14 protein-coding genes are annotated in these 18,988 nt (G+C 69.7%); 3 read left to right on the top strand and 11 right to left on the bottom strand.

The genetic code is table 11. The features are described from left to right. Positions 1-2 precede the first annotated feature (2 nt). The 8 genes from F1734_RS12220 to F1734_RS12185 all read right to left on the bottom strand — a co-directional run bounded on the left by F1734_RS12220 (position 3) and on the right by F1734_RS12185 (position 10,847). Positions 3-479 carry a hypothetical protein gene (locus F1734_RS12220; RefSeq protein ID WP_010592681.1) on the bottom strand — a complete coding sequence of 159 codons (477 nt, stop codon included), beginning with the start codon at positions 477-479 and terminating at the stop codon, positions 3-5. Next, positions 476-1,231 (bottom strand): 4-hydroxy-tetrahydrodipicolinate reductase, encoded by a 756-nt coding sequence (dapB, locus tag F1734_RS12215; RefSeq protein WP_010592682.1) that lies wholly within the window; start codon positions 1,229-1,231, stop codon positions 476-478. Before dapB ends, F1734_RS12220 begins: the two co-directional genes overlap by 4 nt. An 83-nt stretch (positions 1,232-1,314) precedes the next feature. After that, positions 1,315-2,664: a M16 family metallopeptidase gene (locus F1734_RS12210; protein WP_010592683.1), complete on the bottom strand. Its 1,350-nt coding sequence runs from the start codon at positions 2,662-2,664 to the stop codon at positions 1,315-1,317. Between the two features lie 84 nt (positions 2,665-2,748). After that, positions 2,749-3,480, bottom strand: a complete 732-nt coding sequence (narI, locus tag F1734_RS12205; RefSeq protein WP_203011734.1) for a respiratory nitrate reductase subunit gamma — start codon at positions 3,478-3,480, stop codon at positions 2,749-2,751. Between the two features lie 2 nt (positions 3,481-3,482). Beyond that, positions 3,483-4,178, bottom strand: coding sequence for a nitrate reductase molybdenum cofactor assembly chaperone (narJ, locus tag F1734_RS12200; RefSeq protein WP_010592685.1), 696 nt, complete (start codon positions 4,176-4,178; stop codon positions 3,483-3,485). Then, a complete protein-coding gene (gene narH / locus F1734_RS12195; RefSeq protein ID WP_010592686.1) occupies positions 4,175-5,851 on the bottom strand; it encodes a nitrate reductase subunit beta in 1,677 nt (558 codons plus the stop codon). The genes narJ and narH overlap by 4 nt, the downstream gene beginning before the upstream one ends. 40 nt (positions 5,852-5,891) lie before the next feature. Continuing rightward, positions 5,892-9,608: a nitrate reductase subunit alpha gene (locus F1734_RS12190; protein WP_203011733.1), complete on the bottom strand. Its 3,717-nt coding sequence runs from the start codon at positions 9,606-9,608 to the stop codon at positions 5,892-5,894. A 24-nt stretch (positions 9,609-9,632) separates the two neighbouring features. Beyond that, entirely contained in the window at positions 9,633-10,847 is a 1,215-nt protein-coding gene (locus F1734_RS12185; RefSeq protein ID WP_072786443.1) for a nitrate/nitrite transporter, read from the bottom strand. Between the two features lie 278 nt (positions 10,848-11,125). On the opposite strand from F1734_RS12185, the gene F1734_RS12180 reads away from it, so the two are divergent. From F1734_RS12180 to F1734_RS12170, 3 genes are all read left to right on the top strand, one after another. Further along, positions 11,126-11,365: a hypothetical protein gene (locus F1734_RS12180; RefSeq protein WP_010592689.1), complete on the top strand. Its 240-nt coding sequence runs from the start codon at positions 11,126-11,128 to the stop codon at positions 11,363-11,365. Between the two features lie 45 nt (positions 11,366-11,410). After that, on the top strand, positions 11,411-11,599 hold the full coding sequence (locus F1734_RS12175) for a hypothetical protein (RefSeq protein ID WP_124258794.1): 189 nt from the start codon (positions 11,411-11,413) through the stop codon (positions 11,597-11,599). A 91-nt stretch (positions 11,600-11,690) separates the two neighbouring features. Then, a complete protein-coding gene (locus tag F1734_RS12170; protein WP_203011732.1) occupies positions 11,691-14,417 on the top strand; it encodes a winged helix-turn-helix domain-containing protein in 2,727 nt (908 codons plus the stop codon). A gap of 91 nt (positions 14,418-14,508) precedes the next feature. On the opposite strand, the gene F1734_RS12165 is transcribed toward F1734_RS12170, so the two are convergent. The 3 genes from F1734_RS12165 to F1734_RS12155 all read right to left on the bottom strand — a co-directional run bounded on the left by F1734_RS12165 (position 14,509) and on the right by F1734_RS12155 (position 18,986). Next, the gene (locus F1734_RS12165) at positions 14,509-16,806 is read right to left on the bottom strand and encodes a polyribonucleotide nucleotidyltransferase (protein WP_203011731.1); all 2,298 of its coding nucleotides are present in this window, start codon (positions 16,804-16,806) and stop codon (positions 14,509-14,511) included. 369 nt (positions 16,807-17,175) lie between these two features. Continuing rightward, positions 17,176-17,445 (bottom strand): 30S ribosomal protein S15, encoded by a 270-nt coding sequence (gene rpsO, locus F1734_RS12160; protein WP_003935677.1) that lies wholly within the window; start codon positions 17,443-17,445, stop codon positions 17,176-17,178. 128 nt (positions 17,446-17,573) lie between these two features. After that, a complete protein-coding gene (locus tag F1734_RS12155; RefSeq protein WP_203011730.1) occupies positions 17,574-18,986 on the bottom strand; it encodes a wax ester/triacylglycerol synthase domain-containing protein in 1,413 nt (470 codons plus the stop codon). Positions 18,987-18,988 lie beyond the last annotated feature (2 nt).

Genomic DNA, 18,988 nt, shown 5'->3' with positions numbered 1-18,988 from the left:
GATCAGTCGGGGGACTGTGTGCGTTCGAGCTTCTCGAGGGCGACCGCCCGGCGCATGGTCTCCCGGGCCCGGCCGCGGTCACCGGCGTAGTCGTAGGCGCGGGCCAGCCGGTACGAGTGGCGCCAGTTGTCCGGGTCGGCCTCCCACTCCTCCTTGACCTGCTCGAACAGGGCGTCGGCGGCGTCGCGGTCGACCCGTCCCGAGGGCCGGCGTGGCAGATCGCTCACGTCGAGTTCGAGGCCCTCGTCGTGGATCCGCCGGGCCAGGTGCTGGTGCTGGAGACCGGCCCGCAGGGTGGCGTAGACGATCCACACACCCACCAACGGCAGCAGCAGCACGCCGATACCGAGGCCGACGGCCGCAGCCTCGCCCGAGCGCACCAGTTCGAGCCCACGCCCGCCGAGGAGCACGAAGTAGAACCCCAGCGCGAGAACGATGAAGACGATCGGCGCCAGGACCTTGACCAGGTCGCGTCTCACAGGTCGAGGAGCGGGTCGATGCCGACGGTGAGGCCGGGCCGGCCGCCGATCTCGCGTACGCCGAGCAGCACGCCGGGTGCGAAGGAGGAGCGGTCGATCGAGTCGTGGCGGATGGTCAGGGTCTCGCCCTGGGTGCCGAGCAGGACCTCCTGGTGGGCGACGAGACCGGCCAGACGCACGGAGTGCACCCGCACCCCCGCCACGTCGGCGCCGCGGGCACCGTCGAGTTCGGTGGTCGTGGCGTCCGGGCTGCGGCCCACGCCGGCCGCGGCGCGGGCTTCGGCGATGAGCGCCGCGGTGCGGTACGCCGTGCCCGAGGGCGCGTCCGCCTTGTTGGGGTGGTGCAACTCGATGACCTCGACGGAGTCGAAGAACCGAGCTGCGGCCTGCGCGAAGCGCATCGACAGCACGGCACCGATCGCGAAGTTCGGCGCGATCAGGACGCCGACCTCAGGTTTCGCGGCCAGCCAGGCGCGGACCCGGTCGAGCCGTGCCTCGTCGAATCCGGTGGTGCCGACGACCGCGTGGATGCCGTGCTCGACGAGGAACTGCAGATTGCCCATCACCACGTCGGGATGGGTGAAGTCCACCACCACCTGCGCCCGGGAGGTGACGAAGTCCTCGAGGCTGTCGTCCCGGTCGACCGCGGCGACGAGCTCGAGGTCGGTGGCCGCCTCGACGGCCGCGCAGATCGCCTGTCCGACCTTGCCCTTGGCGCCGAGCACACCCACCCGGATTGCTGCTGCGTTCACTTGACTCTCCACGCTTCCTCGTCCGATCTCCGTCCCGCAGCAGCCTACGCAACCGGACGTCCCTGTCCGTGGTCAGGCCGCGGTCACGCGACGAGGGCGCGCACCGACGCGGGCAGGTCCCGGGGCCGCCGGTACGGCCCGGCGACGGCCGCAGCGAACGGCCGGTGCAGCAGTTCGGCGGCGACCTCTCGGACCTCCGCCGCGCTCACCGACGAGATCCGCTCGAGTGTCTCGGTGACGCTCCAGTGGGTGCCGTAGCTCAGTTCGCTGCGGCCGATCCGATTCATCCGGGCCCCGGTGTCCTCGAGGCCGAGCACCAGGGCGCCGCGCAGCGAGCCCTTGGCACGGGCGCACTCCGCCTCGGTGACGCCGTTGTCGGCGACGTCGGTGAGCACCTCGCGGACGAGGGCGGCCACCTCGCCGAGGTTCTCGGGCTGGCACCCGGCGTAGACGGAGAACGCCCCGGTGTCGGCGAAGGTGTCCACGCCCGAGTACACCGAGTAGGCGAGCCCGCGCTGCTCCCGGATCTCCTGGAACAACCGTGAGCTCAAGCCGCCACCGACCGCGGCGTTGAGCACCGACAGCGCCCAGCGCCGGGAGTCGTGGCGGCCGAAGGACCGCACACCGACCGCCAGGTGGGCCTGCTCGCCGTCGCGGTCGGTGATGCTCAGCGTCGGCGCCGTACGCAGGCGGAGACTGCCCTCCCGCCGGGGGGCGGCGGTCGCGGCGGGGTCGAGGTGCCCGGCGAAGGCACGACGGACCAGTTCCACGGTGTGGTCGTGGTCGACGTTGCCGGCGACGGCGACGACCATGCGGTCCGGCGTGTACCGCCGCACGTGGAACGAGTGCAACTGGGTGCGGGTCATCGCCTCGATCGACTCGACCGAGCCGATGATGGGCCGGCCGATCGGGTGGTCGCCGTACAGCGCGGTGAGGAAGGCGTCCCCGAGCAGATCCTCCGGATCGTCGTCGCGCATCGCGATCTCCTCGAGGACGACCTGTCGTTCCAGGTCGACGTCGGCGCTGCGGCATCGGCCGCGCAGCACGACGTCGGCGACGAGGTCGACGGCCAGGGACAGGTCGTCGTCGAGCACGTGGGCGTAGAAGCAGGTGTGCTCCTTCGCGGTGAACGCGTTGAGTTCACCGCCGACTCCGTCGACGAGTTCGGCGATGTCGAGCGCCGTCCGGGTGGGGGTGGCCTTGAACAGCAGGTGCTCGAGGAAGTGGGCGGCACCGGCGACGGAGGGCTGCTCGTCGCGGGAGCCGACGCCCACCCAGACACCGACGGCGGCCGACCGCACGCCGGGCACGTGCTCGGTGACGACGCGGAGCCCCCCGGGCAGGAGGGTGCGCCGAACCCCGGCGTCGGGTTCGGTGGGCGCCGAGGTGGATGCGGCGACGGACGGGGCGGCGGAGCGGCGGGTGGCAGCCATGAAGATGTTCGACGGTCCTACAGGCGAGTGGGTGTGCTGGACTGAACGACTCACACTACACGCGGCGCCGTGCACCCGATCCGGTCACCACCCGCGGCGGCGAGGCTGCGACCCGACGAGCTGTCCCTTCGCGGCGACGTCCCGGCTCCGGTAGACCACATACGGCCGGAACAGGTATCCGACGGGCGCGCTGAAGGCGTGCACCAGGCGGGTGAACGGCCACAGCGCGAACAGGGTCAAGGCGATCAGCGCGTGCAGCTGGAACGACAGGGGTGCCTGCACCATCAGATCGCCGCGCGGCTGCAGGATCCAGATGGATCGGAACCACGGCGAGACGGTCTCGCGATAGTTGTGCTCCTCCCCCACGACACCCGAGCCCATCAGAGTCGTGGCGAGTCCCGCGACGATCGCGGCGACGAGGACGACGTACATGAGCTTGTCGTTGGCCGTCGTCGCCATGAACACCGGACCACGGGTGCGGCGACGGTAGATCAGCAACAGGATCCCGACGAGGGTGGCGATCCCGGCGATGGTGCCCAGCGTCACCGCCTGCACGTGATACGCGTGCTGGCTCAGGCCGACCGCCTCGGTCCAGGACTGGGGAATGAGCAGACCGATCACGTGGCCCACGATCACCACGAGGATCCCGAAGTGGAACATCGGGCTGGCGATGCGCAGCAGCCGGCTCTCGTAGAGCTGAGACGAACGCGTGGTCCAGCCGAACTTGTCGTAACGGTAGCGCCACCACGTACCTACGACGACCACGGCGATCGTGACGTACGGCGCGACATCCCAGAAGATCTCCCCTGCGGACATGGTCAGCCGGCTCCTTCGACTCGGGTCTGCGCCGCGGCGGGTGCGGTCCGGCGCGGCGGGACCGTGAGGGTGAACGGTTCGAGACCGATCGCCTCGGCGGGTGGACCGGCCTCGGCGAGGTGCCGGGCGCGGTGCACTTCCTGATCGCCGACCGGAGGCAACGTCGCACACACCGCCCCGATCGTCGCCGCATAGCAGGAATTGCGTTCCTCGAGTGCGATGCGGAGCACGTCGATCGGGACCCGGTGCGCGGCGAGCAGTCGCTCCCCCGCATCCGGGTCGACGGTCGCGGCGAATTCGAGCACCACCGGCAGATGATCGGGCGCCTCGCCGGTCGGTGGCTCGACGCCGGCCTCCCGGTAGGCCTGCGCGAACGCGTGGATTGCCGTGCCGCGGTTGCGGGTGTCACCGCCGGTCCAGTACGTGAGATACATCGTCGACCGCCGGCGCATGTCGAAGGTGTCGACGTAGTCGGCCTGCGCAGCAAACGGATCGGCGTCGCGCAGGGCGGCGAGAGTCCGGCTCAACAGCTGCGCCGGTGCCCCGGTGATGTGCCCGAGAAGACCGTCGACCGTCGCGAGGCGCGACCGCAGCCCGTCGTCGGGGTATGCCAGCAGCAGCGAAGCCGCCTGCCGGATCAGCCGGTGCTGCAGTTGCCGCGACGCGGTGTCGCGCCCCCGGCGTATCCGCGCCCTCATTGCCCACTCCCCCGGTCGTCGACACGATGCCCGGCCGGGAACAACCCCTGGGGCACGCCCTTACCGTCCCAGTTGAGCAGGTTCACGCGGGAGGGATTCGACGCGTTCGCCGCCATTCCCTCGGAGGTCTGTCGCTGCCGGAGCGCGTGGAAGGTCTCCACCGCGACCGGGACCGGGCCTCCGCTGGCCTCGCCGAACGGCCCGGAGTCGTACATGCCCGGGCCGCCGTCGTACGACAGGGCGCAGTCGGTGGCGGATTCCTCGAGCCGGTGCCCCTCGGCGGCGTAGGCGGTCGGGATCACGTACCGCTCGTCGTACTTGGCCAGGGCGAGCAGGCGGTACATCTCGTACATCTGCTCCTCGGTCATGCCGACGGCGTCGGGGATCTCCGGTCGCGTGTCCCGGCCCAGGTTGATGTCCCGCATGTACGACCGCATCGCGGCGAGCCGGTGCAGCACTGCTTCGACGGCATCGGTGTCGCCCGCGGTGAACAGTCCCGCCAGATACTCGATCGGGATGCGCAGCGATTCGAGGGCACCGAACAGATTGCCCATGTCCTCGCCGTCGTGACCGTCGCGCGAGACCGCGTCGACCACCGGGGACAGCGGCGGCACGTACCAGACCATCGGCATCGTGCGGTACTCCGGGTGCAGGGGCAACGCGACCCGGTACGTGTTGATCAACGCGTACACGGGTGACCGCTGGGCGGCCTCGATCCATTCGTCGGAGATGCCCTCGGCGCGGGCGCCGGCGATCACCTCCGGGTCTGCAGGGTCGAGCAGCACCTGTCGCAGTGCGTCGTAGAGGTCCTTCTCGTCCTCGACGGACGCGGCCTCGAGCACCCGGTCGGCGTCGTAGAGCACGAGGCCGATGTAGCGCAGCCGGCCCACGCAGGTCTCGGAGCACACGGTCGGCAGGCCCACCTCCACGCGCGGATAGCAGAACGTGCACTTCTCGGCCTTGCCGGTCTTGTGGTTGAAATACACCTTCTTGTACGGACATCCGGACACGCACATCCGCCAGCCGCGACAGCGGTCCTGGTCGACGAGAACGATGCCGTCCTCGACGCGCTTGTACATCGCTCCCGACGGGCACGACGAGACGCACGACGGGTTCAGGCAGTGCTCGCAGATGCGAGGCAGATAGAACATGAAGGTCTGCTCGAGTTCGAGCCGGACCTGCTCGCCGACCTTCTTCAGGACCGGATCGTCGGGCACGATCTCCGGGGAGCCGCCGAGGTCGTCGTCCCAGTTCGCCGACCATTCGACCTTCATCGGCTTGCCGCTGATCAGACTTCGCGGCGGCGCCACCGGGATCTGGTCGCCGAGCGGCGCGGTGGTGAGGTTCTCGTAGTCGTAGGTCCACGGCTCGTAGTAGTCGTCGATCGCCGGCATCTTCGGATTCGAGAAGATCCGGAAGAGCTTGTTCCACCGGCCGCCGTCCCGCAGCCGCAGCCGCCCGTTGCGGTCGCGGATCCATCCGCCCCGCCAGCGTTCCTGGTCCTCGTAGGTGCGCGGGTATCCCTGGCCGGGGCGGGTCTCGACGTTGTTGAACCACACGTACTCGGTGCCGGATCGGTTGGTCCAGGCCTGCTTACAGGTGACCGAGCAGGTATGGCAGCCGATGCACTTGTCGAGGTTCATCACCATCGCCATCTGGGCCATCACCTTCATGCCGGCCTCGCTTCGCTGGTCGTGGTCGTGGGCATCGACATCAGTACCTGACCTCCTGCGACCGGCGGCGTACGACCGTCACCTCGTCGCGTTGATTTCCGGTGGGCCCGAGGTAGTTGAACGCGAAGGCGGTCTGCGCGTAGCCACCCGCCATGTGGGTGGGTTTGATCAGGATCTTCGTGAGCGAGTTGTGGATGCCGCCGCGGGTACCGGTGGTCTCGGTGAGCGGCACATCGATGGTGCGCTCCTGCACGTGGTAGACGTACACGACACCCTCGGGCATGCGGTGCGAGACGATCGCGCGGCACACCACGACGCCGTTGCGGTTGACGGCCTCGACCCAGTCGTTGTCCCGCACCGAGATCTTCGCCGCGTCCGCCGGACTCATCCACATGGTCGGTCCGCCGCGCGAGAGCGAGAGCATGAACAGGTTGTCCTGGTACTCGGAGTGGATCGACCACTTCGAGTGCGGGGTCAGGTACCGCACGGTCAGTCCGACGCCGTCGCCGCTGCCGACGGCCGGTTCACTGCCGCTGCCGCTGCCGACGGCCGGTTCACCGAACAGGCGCGACATGTCCAGCGGCGGGCGGTAGGTGGGGAGTTGTTCGCCGAGTTCCTCGATCCAGTCGTGATCGACGTAGAAGTGCATGCGGCCGGTGAGCGTGTGGAACGGTTTGAGTTCCTCGATGTTCACCGTGAACGGGGCGTAGCGGCGCCCACCGGTCTCGCTGCCGGACCATTCCGGGCTGGTGATCACGGGGACCGGGCGGGACTGGGTGTCGGCGTAGGTGATACGGCGTTCCTCACTGCCCTCGGCGAGGTGCACGAGCCGGCGGCCGGTACGCTTCTCGAGTTCGCGGAAGCCCTCGACCGCGAGCCGTCCGTTCGAGGTGCCCGACAGCGCGAGGATGACGTCGGCCATGCGTTCGGCGCTGGTGACCGCCGGGCGGCCCTCGCCCGCACCGGAATTCATCACGCCGAACTTCTCGGCGAGTTCCGCGACCTCCTGCACCGGGTGCGTCGTGACGCCCTTGGTGGTCAGGCCGAGGGTGTCGACGAGCGGCCCGAGGGTCGACCACTTGTCGGCGATCGCCCCGTAGTCCCGTTCGACGACCGCGAGCGGGCCCATGGTCCTGCCCGGGACCGGCACCTCCCCGGTCACGCGCCAGTTGTTCTCCGTGCCCGACGGATACGCCATCGCCCCCGGGGTGTCGTGCTGCAGAGTGCCGAGCACGATGTCGGTGCGGGTGCCGAGGTGCTTCGACGCCAGCGCGCTGAACACCTTCGCGACGGCGCCGAATGCCTCGTAGTCGGAACGGGTCTCCCACGGCGGGTCGATCGCGGGACTGAACGCGTGGATATAGGGATGCATGTCGGTGCTCGACAGGTCGCCCTTCTCGTACCATGTCGCGGCGGGCAGCACCACGTCGGAGAACAGGGTGGTCGACGTCATCCGGAAGTCGATCGACATCAGCAGGTCGAGTTTGCCTTCGGGCACCTCGTCCGGACCTTCGACGTCGTGTGGACGCTGGTCCGGGCCGGTGGGGGCGCCCTGGATGTTGGCGTCGGTCCCGAGCAGGTGCCGCAGGAAGTACTCGTTGCCCTTGCTGGACGAGCCGAGCAGGTTGGACCGCCACACGTTCAGCACCCGCGGCCAGTTGCGCGGGTTGTCCGGGTCGGTGACCGACAGCTTCACCTCGCCGCTCGCGAGTTTCCGGGCGACGTACGCGGGGATGTCCTCGCCTGCTGCTCGCGCCTCGTCGGCGAGGTCGTGCGTGTTGCGATCGAACTGCGGGTAGAACGGAGTCCACCCCATCGCGACGGCGGAGACCATCACGTCCATCGTGTGCTTGTCGCGGAACCGGCCCCGCCCGAGCGGGCTCGCGAGCGCGTCGGCGCGGTACCCGTCGTAGCGCCACTGGTCCGTGTGGACGTACCAGTAGGAGGTTCCCGCCATCTGCCGAGGCGGGCGGGACCAGTCCGTTCCCATGGCCATCGCGGCCCACCCGGTGACCGGACGGCACTTCTCCTGACCCACGTAGTGTGCCCAGCCGCCGCCGTTGCGGCCCATGGAACCGGTGAGCATCAGCAAGGCGAGAATTGCCCGGTAGGTGGTGTCGCCGTGGAACCACTGGCAGATGCCGGCACCCATGATGATCATGGACCGGCCGCCGGATTCCTCCGCGTTGCGGGCGAACTCGCGCGCGATCCGGACGGCCTGTGCGGCGGAGACCCCGGTGATCGGCTCCTGCCAGGCGGGGGTGTACGGCGAGGCCGGGTCGTCGTACCCGCTGGGCCAGTGTCCGGGCAGTCCCGGACGCGCGACGCCGTACTGGGCCAGCATGAGGTCGAACACCGTGCACACCAGATGTCCGCCCACCCGCCGCACGGGGACGCCGCGTTCGACGGTCTCGCCGTGGCCGTCGACGGTGTCGAAACCGGGCAGATGGACGAGCGCGGTCTCGTCCGCGGCGTCGTCCCGATGCGCGACGGTCAGCGCCGGCACGAGATCGCCCAGGTCCAGGTTCCATTTTCCGGCTCCGTCGTCGCCGTAGCGGAACCCGAGGGAGCCGTGCGGCACCGCGACCGTGTCGGTGGCACCGTCGAGCAGCACCGGCTTGAACGCCGCGTTCTCCACGTCCTGGCCGAGGTCGGCGGCGGTGAGGTTCTTGCCGGGCACCAGCCTGCCGTCGCGTTCCTCGAGCCGGACCAGGAACGGCAGGTCGGTGTACCGGCGGACGTAGTCGACGAAGAACGGCACCCGCCGTCGCACGAAGCACTCGGTGAGCACGACGTGCCCCATCGCCATGGCCAGCGCCCCGTCGGTGCCCGCCGCGCACGGCATCCACTCGTCGGCGAACTTCGTGTTGTCGGCGTAGTCGGGGCTGACGACGACGACCTTGGTGCCGCGGTAACGGACCTCGGTCATCCAGTGCGCGTCCGGTGTCCGGGTGACGGGGACGTTCGATCCCCACATCATCAGGTACGCCGCGTCCCACCAGTCGCCGGACTCCGGCACGTCGGTCTGGTCGCCGAACACCTGGGGCGATGCGACGGGCAGGTCGGCGTACCAGTCGTAGAAGGAGGTCATGACGCCGCCGATCAACTCGACGAACCGGGAACCGGCCGCGAACGACACCATCGACATCGCCGGGATGGGCGAGAATCCGGCCACCCGGTCGGGGCCGTACTCCTTGACGGTGTGCACGTGCGCGGCGGCGATCATCTCGGTGGCCTCGGCCCACGTGACCCGGACCAGACCGCCCTTGCCGCGGGCCCGCTGGTACCGGCGGCGTCGCTGCGGGTCGTTCTGGATGTCGGCCCAGGCCAGCACGGGGTCACCGAGCCGGGCCCTGGCCTCGCGGAACATCTCGACGAGCACGCCGCGGGCGTAGGGATAGCGCACCCGCGTCGGCGAGTAGGTGTACCACGAGAACGCCGCCCCGCGCGGGCAGCCGCGGGGTTCGTACTCGGGACGGTCCGGTCCCACCGTGGGATAGTCCGTCTCCTGCGTCTCCCAGGTGATGATCCCGTCCTTGACGTAGATCTTCCACGAGCACGACCCGGTGCAGTTGACGCCGTGGGTGGAGCGAACCACCTTGTCGTGACTCCAGCGGTCACGGTAGAAGACGTCACCTTCGCGGCCGCCGCGGCGGGTGATCGTACGACCGTCCGCGGAGATCTCCCCCGAGGTGAAGAAACGTCCGCTGCTGCGCAGCAACTCTTCGGCGGCACCGCCGGTGTGGTGGATGGTCACATGCACTCCTTCGGGACGGAATCGTCAGCGGCTGTCGGCCTGCACGGGCTCGTGCGCGTGCAGCTTCACCGCGGTGTAGACGAGCGCGACGAGCGCGGTCGCCACGAGCAGCAGCAGACCGATGGTGTAGTCGTTGTCGGCGGAGTCGTAGGTGGCGCCCATGACGAGCGGCGGAAAGTACCCGCCGAGCCCGCCGGCGGCCGCGACGAGGCCGGTGACCGATCCCACGGACGTGGCGGGTGCGCGACGCGCCACCCACGCGAAGACGCCACCGGTGCCGATGCCGAGGAAGATCGCGAGCAGGATGAACGTCGCCGCGGACCACACGTCCGGGGGCGGCTGGGCGATCGCAATCGCGGCCATCGCTGCCGTCCCGGCGAACGACACGAGCACGACGTACTTCGGGGCGATGCGGTCGGACAGGGCACCCCCGATCGGCCGGGCCAGCACTGCGGCCAGAGCGAACGCCGCTGTCCGCGCGCCGGCGTCGACAGCGGAGAAGCCGTAGATCGTCTTGATGTAGGTGGGAAGGTAGTTGCTGAAGGCCACGAAGCCACCGAAGACGACCGCGTAGAGGAACGACATCTCCCAGGTCACGCGGAGTTTCAGCGCAGCGGCAAGCTTCGGGACGACCGCGTCGGTGTTCGGGCGGAACTGCGGCGAATCACGCATCACGAGGAAGCACACCCCTGCCGTGACGGCAAGCGCCGCGGCGACGATGACGTGGGTTACCAGCAGCCCGAACCACTCTGCGAACCGCGGAGTGAAGAACGCGGACAGGGCCGTCCCCACCATGCCGGCTCCGAAGACGCCGGTCGCGAAGCCCCGCCTGGACGCCTCGTACCAGTTGTTGGCGAACGGGATACCCACTGCGAAGATCGTTCCGGCGATACCGAGGAAGAAGCCGAAGACGAGCAACAGAGGGTAGGAGCCGACGCTGCCGGCCACACCGACGGCGAGCACCGGGACGATCGAGGCCAGCGAGATCGCGATGAACATGACGCGGCCGCCGTAACGATCCGTGAGCGAGCCCACCACGATGCGCCCCAGGGATCCTACGAGAATGGGCGTCGCGACGAGGATCGAGGCCTGTGTACTGCTGAGCGAGAGGTCGCCCGCATACGTCGTGGACAAGGGGCCGATCATGTTCCATGCCCAGAAATTGATTGCCGAGACCCACGTTGCCAGCGCGAGGTTCGAGCTCCGCCGCGCCTCTGTAACACCTACCGAAGCCGTCACGGATCCAGCGAATCATCGATACGCGCACGCGGGGTGAATTCGAGGAAAATACCGACGGTCCGTTCCGCCCCGGAGCCGCGGCAGGGGCGGGTGCTCCTCCTGTTCGAGGCCGGGTGTTCACCCTCGGGCTGCGGTTTCGGGCTGCGGTTTCGGCCTGCGGTTTCACCCTCCAGGGGTGAGGCGCCGCACAGGGGTACGACCTACCGTCGGAATCGACCGCGGATTCACTCGCGGCCGAAAGGCGCACCCGCGTCCCGATCGAACGAAGTGGATCGACGATGACCGCACCCACTCACTCCACCGTCCGTACCCGCGCGCAGAACGCGACGTCACGCAGGGGCGGTGCGTCCCGCCACGACATGCCCTGGTCGCTGCCGATTCCGGCCATCGTCCTCGGCGCCGCAGCGGCCGCCGCGGCACCCGTGGGGGCGTACACCGGCTCCGTTCTCGCCGGCGTCGTCACTGCGGCGGCAACGACCGCGGCCGTGGCGTCCGCCGCGTTGATGATCCGGGCCTGACCCTCAGCCCTCGACGATCCCTACCGGAAACTCCCGAAGGACCCCATGAGGAGACGACAGACCGCGGGTGGCCTCACCCCGACGGCCACGATGACGACCGAAGAGATCAAGACCCGGATCACCGCGATGTTCGACTACGGGAACGACACTGTTCCCGGGTCCGACCGCGCCGCGGAGGAACGGTCGCAGGCGCCGGAGCGCGGTCGATCCGTCACCGGCTCGCCGGGCACGTGACCCGACTTCCGATCCGCCTCCGTTCACCGCGGATCACCGAACCCGTCCCATGACGAGGGCACCGGCCGCCGCACAGGACTACTCTCGTCGCATGACGGGGCCACCGGCCGGCGCGCAGGACGAGTATGCTCCCGCGTTGTCGATGGTGCGTTCCCTCGTGCCTCGGCTTCCCGGCCGAGTGGTGCGGCGCGCGCGTCTCGAACGCATCCTCGAAGACGGGGTGAACGCCGGCACCGTGCTCGTGTCGGCACCGGCCGGGTCGGGTAAGACGCTGTTGCTGGCCTCCTGGGCAGCGGCACATCCCGGGCCGGTGGCATGGCTCTCGGTGGAACGTGAGGACGCCGAACCGACGCAGTTCTGGAGCCGGGTCCTGGACTCGCTCCGCGCCGTCGGCGGGTTCCCCGCCGGGTCGTTGCTGGCGACGATGCAGGTCCCACCCAGCTTCGACCCCCGATTCGTCTCCGTGTTCGCCGATGCGTGTGGCCGGCTTCCCCATCCCGTCGTCCTGGTGCTGGACGACATGCACCTGCTCGCGGGGACGCCGGCCGTGGAGTCGCTCGCGGCAGCCGTCCGCAGGGGGCTCGGCAACGTGCGACTGGTGATCGCCACTCGCAGCGATCCCGCGTTGCCCCTGCAACGACTCCGCCTGAGCGGTCAGCTGACCGAGATCCGCGCGGAAGCGTTGCGGTTCGATGCCGCCGAGGCGAAACAGCTCCTGGCCGACCACGATGTCCTCCTCGAACCCGCGCAGATGCAGACCCTCCTCACCAAGACCGAGGGATGGGCGGCCGGCCTGCGGCTCGCGGCCCTGTCGCTCCGGACCTCGAACGATGTGGAGGCCACCGTGGAGTCGCTTGCGGGGGACGAACGGTCGGTCGCCGACTACTTCGCGGAAGAGGTTCTGGCCAACCAGGATCCGGCACTGGGCCGGTTCCTGCTCGACACGTGCGTCGTAGGGCGGATTTCCGCCGAACTGGCCGACGTCCTGACGGGGCGTACCGACGGCCAGCAGTTTCTGATTCGGCTCGAACGGGACAACCTGTTCGTCGTCGCGTTGAACCACCGGCGGGAGTGGTACCGCTATCACCAACTGTTCGGGGACCTGCTGCGACACCGACTCAAGTCCCAGGATCCCGAGCGCCGCCGCGTGTTGCACCGGCGTGCCGCCCGGTGGTTCGCGGACCACGGCGAACTCCTCGAGGCGGCCCGCCACCTGCGCGCCGCCGAGGACTGGCTCGGACTTGCCCGGTTCGTCCTGCGAGCGGCGGGAGCAGAAATCCTGGGTCCGGAACGTCCGGCGCTGGTGGCACTGCTGCGGGACGCACCCGCCGAGCTGGTCGGGGGGCATGCCGAGGTGGCGGCGGCCGCCGCGGTCGCCGCGTATGCGGAGTACGATCCGGTCGGCGTCGCCACCCACATGGCCCGCGCCCGCGAGCTGCTCGACCCTCTCCCGACCGCCGACGCGCGGCTCACCGGGACGGTCCTGGTCACTCTCGATGCGGTGCTCGCCTGGATGAAGGCAGATCCGTCGCGGCAGGTCAGCGCCGCACGAGAAGCGATCCGCCAACTCGAGGGGATCTCGCCGGCGGACATGCCGGCCTCTCCCGTATACCGAATCGCCGCCGGCACCGTCCTCGCGATGGGCAAGCTGTGGTCCGGAGAACTCGATGCCGCCGAGGCGATGCTCGCGTCCACGACTTCGGCGCTGGCCGCCGGATCGGCGATGACACCGGTACTCGCGCTGCACCTGCACGGCAACACAGCTGTGCTCATGGCGATGGCCGGCCGGTTGCGGGCGGCACGCAGAGAGGTCGATCTCGGACTGGCTGTCGCCGACGAGCTGGGATGGACCTTCCTGCCGCCGTCGGCCACGGCGCTGCTGGCCGAGTCCATGATCCGCCTGCTCGAGGCGGACATCGAGGCCTGTTCCGTTGCGGTCGAGCGGGGGCACACGAGCCTGGGCGAGTTCCGCGACCGCTACATCGAAACCAGCTTCGGGCTCGTACAGGCACGGCTCGCGCTCTCGGCGGACAACCCGGCGGCGGCACGGGCGCACCTGGGGCGATTGCGGCAGCGCATGTCCGACTGGGTCATCCCGCGCTTCCTTGCCGAGTGGTACGAACTCGTCGAGGCGGAGATCCTGCTTGCCGAAGGACGGGCCCACGAGGTTGCGGCGCTACTGTCCGCCGAGAAGGGACGAGCGGATCTCGCGCGCCCCGGCGCGCACCGTGTGGTCCTCGTGGCGCGGTCGTACCTGGCGACCGACGAACCGCGCCGATGCCTGCAACTGGTGGCACCGCTGCTCGGGGGAGAACCGATCGACAACGGGCCGACCGTCGATGCCTGGCTGCTCACCGCACTCGCACACGACCGGCTGCATGCGGATGGCGAAGCCGAGATTGCCCTGGCACATGCCCTCGTCGTGGCCGCGCCCGAAGGAATCGCGCGGCCGTTCCTCCTGGCCGGTGGCCGAGTCCGAGCACTGCTGGAACGACACAACCGCCTCGACGACGCCCACCGCGAGTTCGTCTCGATGCTGATCGGCAGGATGGGCGGGACCGCCGGCCGGTCCGAGGCCCCGCAACTGCTCGAGCCGTTGACCAGTCGCGAACGGGCTGTCCTTCTGCTCCTGCCCACCATGATGAGCAATGCCGAGATCGCCGACGAGCTCTTCGTGTCAGTGAACACCGTCAAGGCACATCTGAAGTCTCTGTACCGCAAGTTCGGTGCCACGAGTCGCCGCCAGGCGGTGGTGCGGGCGCGGGAACTCGGACTGCTGTCGAGCGCAGGCGCCCCGACTACCTCCCAGGGGCCGTAGCAGGCGCCGCGCCGGCGGGAGAACACGCGACCGCCCGCGTCTCCGTCCGTCCCAGGGACAGACGGAGACGCGGGCGGCCGGGATCCGAGTGTCAGCTCTCGGCGGTGTCGCCGGACTCGGCCGGAACCGCGGGTGTCGCGCCCGAAGCGCCGGCGGTGTCCTCGTCGGGCACCGGCACCAGGCTGATCTTGCCCCGGTTGTCGATGTCGGCGATCTCGACGCGGATCTTCGAGCCGACGTTGACGACGTCCTCGACCTTGGCGATGCGCTTGCCGTTGCCGAGCTTGCTGATGTGCACCAAGCCGTCGCGGCCCGGCAGCAGCGAGACGAACGCACCGAACGCCGTGGTCTTGACCACGGTCCCCAGGAACCGCTCGCCCACCTTCGGCAGCTGCGGGTTCGCGATGGCGTTGATCTTGTCGATCGCGGCCTGGGCGGACGGGCCGTCGGCGGCGCCGACGTACACCGTGCCGTCGTCCTCGATGGAGATGTTCGCGCCGGTCTCCTCGGTGATCGAGTTGATCATCTTGCCCTTGGGGCCGATGACCTCGCCGATCTTGTCCACCGGGACCTTGATGGTGGTGATCCGCGGAGCGAACGGGCTCATCTCGTCCGGGGTCTCGATGGCCTCGGCCATCACCTCGAGGATGGTGGCGCGGGCGTCGCGAGCCTGCGCCAGCGCGCCGGCGAGCACCTGGGACGGGATCCCGTCGAGCTTGGTGTCGAGCTGCAGCGCGGTGACGAAGTCCTTCGTGCCGGCCACCTTGAAGTCCATGTCACCGAACGCGTCCTCGGCGCCGAGGATGTCGGTCAGTGCGACGTAACGGGTCTCACCGTCGACCTCGTCGGAGACCAGGCCCATCGCGATACCGGCGACGGGCGCCTTGAGGGGCACGCCGGCGTTCAGCAGCGAGAGCGTGGAGGCACACACCGAGCCCATCGAGGTGGATCCGTTCGAGCTGAGCGCCTCGGAGACCTGACGGATCGCGTAGGGGAACTCCTCCTGGCTGGGCAGGACCGGGATCAGGGCCCGCTCGGCGAGGGCGCCGTGGCCGATCTCGCGGCGCTTCGGGGAGCCGACGCGGCCGGTCTCACCGGTGGAGTACGGCGGGAAGTTGTAGTGGTGCATGTACCGCTTGCTGGTCTCGGGACCGAGCGAGTCGATCTGCTGCGCCATCTTCACCATGTCCAGCGTGGTGACACCCATGATCTGGGTCTCGCCGCGTTCGAACAGCGCCGAGCCGTGCGCGCGCGGCACCACCGCGACCTCGGCGGACAGGGCACGGATATCCGTGACACCGCGGCCGTCGATGCGGAACTGGTCCCGCAGGATCCGCTGGCGGACCAGCTTCTTCGTCAGGGAACGGAACGCCGCGCCGATCTCCTTCTCGCGGCCCTCGAAGTTGGGGGCCACCTGCTCGAGGACCTCGACCTTGACCTCGTCGGTCCGCTCGTCGCGCTCCTGCTTGCCGGCGATGGTCAGCGCCTCGGACAGCTTGGCCGACGCGGCGGCCTCGACGGCCTCGTACACGTCTGCCTCGTAGGCCGGGAACACCGGGAAGTCACCGGTGGGCTTCGCCGCGGCGGCGGCGAGCTGCTGCTGGGCGATGCACAGCCGCGCGATGAACGGCTTGGCGGCCTCGAGGCCCTCGGCGACGACGGTCTCGGTCGGTGCCTGCGCCCCGCCGGCCACCAGCTCGACGACGTTCCCGGTGGCCTCGGCCTCGACCATCATGATCGCGACGTCGGCGGTCTCGGGGTTGTCGCCGCCACCCACGATGCGGCCCGCGACGACCATGTCGAACACGGCGTTCTCGAGCTGCTCGACCGTGGGGAACGCGACCCACTGGCCGGTCTTGTTCTCCTCCGAGGTGATCAGCGCGACCCGCACGCCACCGACGGGTCCGGAGAACGGCAGGCCGGCGATCTGCGTGGATGCCGACGCGGCGTTGATGGCGACGACGTCGTACAGGTCGTTCGGGTTCAGGCTGAGCACCGTCACCACGACCTGGATCTCGTTGCGCAGGCCGTCGACGAACGACGGGCGCAGCGGCCGGTCGATGAGACGGCAGGTCAGGATCGCGTCGGTCGAGGGCCGGCCCTCACGACGGAAGAACGAGCCGGGGATGCGTCCCGCGGCGTACATGCGCTCCTCGACGTCCACCGTCAGCGGGAAGAAGTCGAAGTGCTCCTTGGGCTGCTTGGAGGCGCTCGTCGCCGACAGCAGCATGGTCTCGTCGTCGAGGTACGCGACGACGGAGCCGGCGGCCTGCTGGGCGAGGCGGCCGGTCTCGAAACGAATCTGACGGGTGCCGAAGGACCCGTTGTCGAGGACCGCGACGGACTCGAACACGCCCTCGTCGACCTCGACTGCGGAATTGCTGGTCATCTCTACTCTTCTCTTCCCTCTCGTCTTCGCCGTACCCGCGCGGGCGCCACAACCCTCGTGGCTGCAGCTGCGCACCGATCGCCCGTACCCGCGTCTCACGGGCCGAGCGTGCGGAGGCGGTCGTCGATCGAAACCGTCCGGACCGGGTCCGGAAGGTCACTACCGAAGACCGACACCGTCGGTGCATACGGTTCCGCGGGCGGTGTCGCCGTCCGCGGGTGCCGCTGCCGGTGTCCGACGGGCACGTAGCCCGTCTCCGACCGCACAGCGGCCAAACACCGATAGCCAACGAGGCTCAGTCTAAGCATTGCCTCGTTGGCTATCGGAAAGATCAGCGAACGCAGATCGCGTCGTCGCTTCGTCGCGCTCCTATCGACGCAGACCCAGACGCTGGATCAGCGAACGGTAGCGGTTGACGTCGACCTTCTCGACGTACTTGAGCAGCCGGCGACGACGACCGACCAGCAGCAGCAGGCCGCGGCGGGAGTGGTGGTCGTGCTTGTGCTGCTTCAGGTGCTCGGTCAGGTCCTGGATGCGCTTGGTGAGCATCGCGACCTGCGCCTCGGGCGATCCGGTGTCGGTCTCGTGGAGGCCGTACTCGCCGAGGATCTGCTTCTTCTGCTCGGTGGTCAATGCCACTGGTGATACTCCTGATCGATGACGTCCGCGCGCTTCGTGAAACGGGCCGGAACCCGTCGGTGCGGCCACCGCGAACCACAGCACACACCAGCGGATGAGCGTACCAGAGGGGTGCGCACCCGCTTCGGTCACCCTCGCCCCCGGGGGCCGGTGCCGGATCGCCGGCCGCCGGTGGCCTCGATCACCTCGGCGAACCCCTCCTCGAGGAGGGTCGCGTACCGATCGAGGTCCGGCATCAGCAGCGGGGAGCTCATGACGGTGACGGCGAACGAATCGCCGGCCCGGCTGAAGGAGTGCACCAGACCCATCCCCGGACGCAGAGACTGGATGCCGGCGACGAATCGGAATGCCGCGCCGCCGTAGGTCCAGTCGGCCTCGCCGCCACAGTCGACACTGGTGACCGCCGTCTGGGCCGGGCCCGGGGCTCCACCTGCCGACGCCGCGCGGTCGTGCCGGTCCGTCACCCGGCGGTACACCGGATACGGCACCGCACCCGCGCCCGCGAGGCGGTCCAACACCTCGGGAGACGTCGCGATCCGCCGCTCGTGGGCGAGCGCGTCGGCCACGGCCGCCACCCGGTCGCGGGGATCGGCGACCTCGGTGCACAACGGAACGATCGCGGCAGTCAGCCGGTTGACGCCCAGCGCGACACCGGCCGCGCCCACCGCGACCGGAACCGCGACGCGTACATCGACGACGGGCGCGCAGTGCTCGCCGAGGTAGCGCTGCAGCGCCAGGGATACCGCCGCCAGGCCCATGGCTGTCACGGTGTAGGTCCGGCCCACGAGACTGCCCAGGTCCGGACGCACGATCCGGATCGCCCGGTCGCGCCCGGGGGCGCGGGCGAGCATCGGCCGCGCCGCCGGCGACGGGACCGCCGGGGTGTCCGCGGACCGCGCCGATGCCGCCCGCCGCACCAGGACCGCGCCGAGCCCCAGGTACCAGCGAGCGAAGCGTGCCACCCCCGACACCGCTGCGGCGGCGTGGTGCGGGCGCGTCGCGGCCGGCGCCAGACCGGGAACGCGCAGTGGCTGCCCGTCCGCGCCGAACAGTGTGCCGAGGAAGGCACCCAACGCCGAACCGACCATCCCGGCGTGGCTGACCTGCAGCACGACGACCGTCACGGTCGCCGTCGGGTCGTCGGGGTCGGACACTCCGGCGAAGACGTGCAGGCACCACGCACGCCGCCGGACGTCCAGCGGGTCCGCGCAGAGGTCGGCGATGGCGTCGATGCAGTCCGTGAACGAGCCGCCGGCCCACTCGCGGTACTCGATACGTTGCTCGGGCGGGAGTTGCGCCCGCACCCAGTACGGGTAGTCCAGCCGGCCGGGCGCCTCGACGATCCGCCGGTCCAGCGCCGTCAGCAGATGCGTCCGGGAACGCAGGTGAGCGAGCGCGTCCCCGGGGCCGCGAACGGTCCCGTCCTGCTCATCGAACACGACGAATGCGGACCAGTCGGTCGGCCGGCCCGGTTTCGACTCGTAGTAGTTCGCGGCATCTGCCCAGGTCAGGCGCGCGTGCCGCCACTGACGTATCGACACAC

The organism is Rhodococcus ruber, assembly GCF_016804345.1.
In the GTDB taxonomy this organism is placed as follows: domain Bacteria; phylum Actinomycetota; class Actinomycetes; order Mycobacteriales; family Mycobacteriaceae; genus Rhodococcus; species Rhodococcus ruber.
Note: the sequence above shows the minus strand (reverse complement) of the source record. Positions and strands in the feature narration are given on the sequence as shown.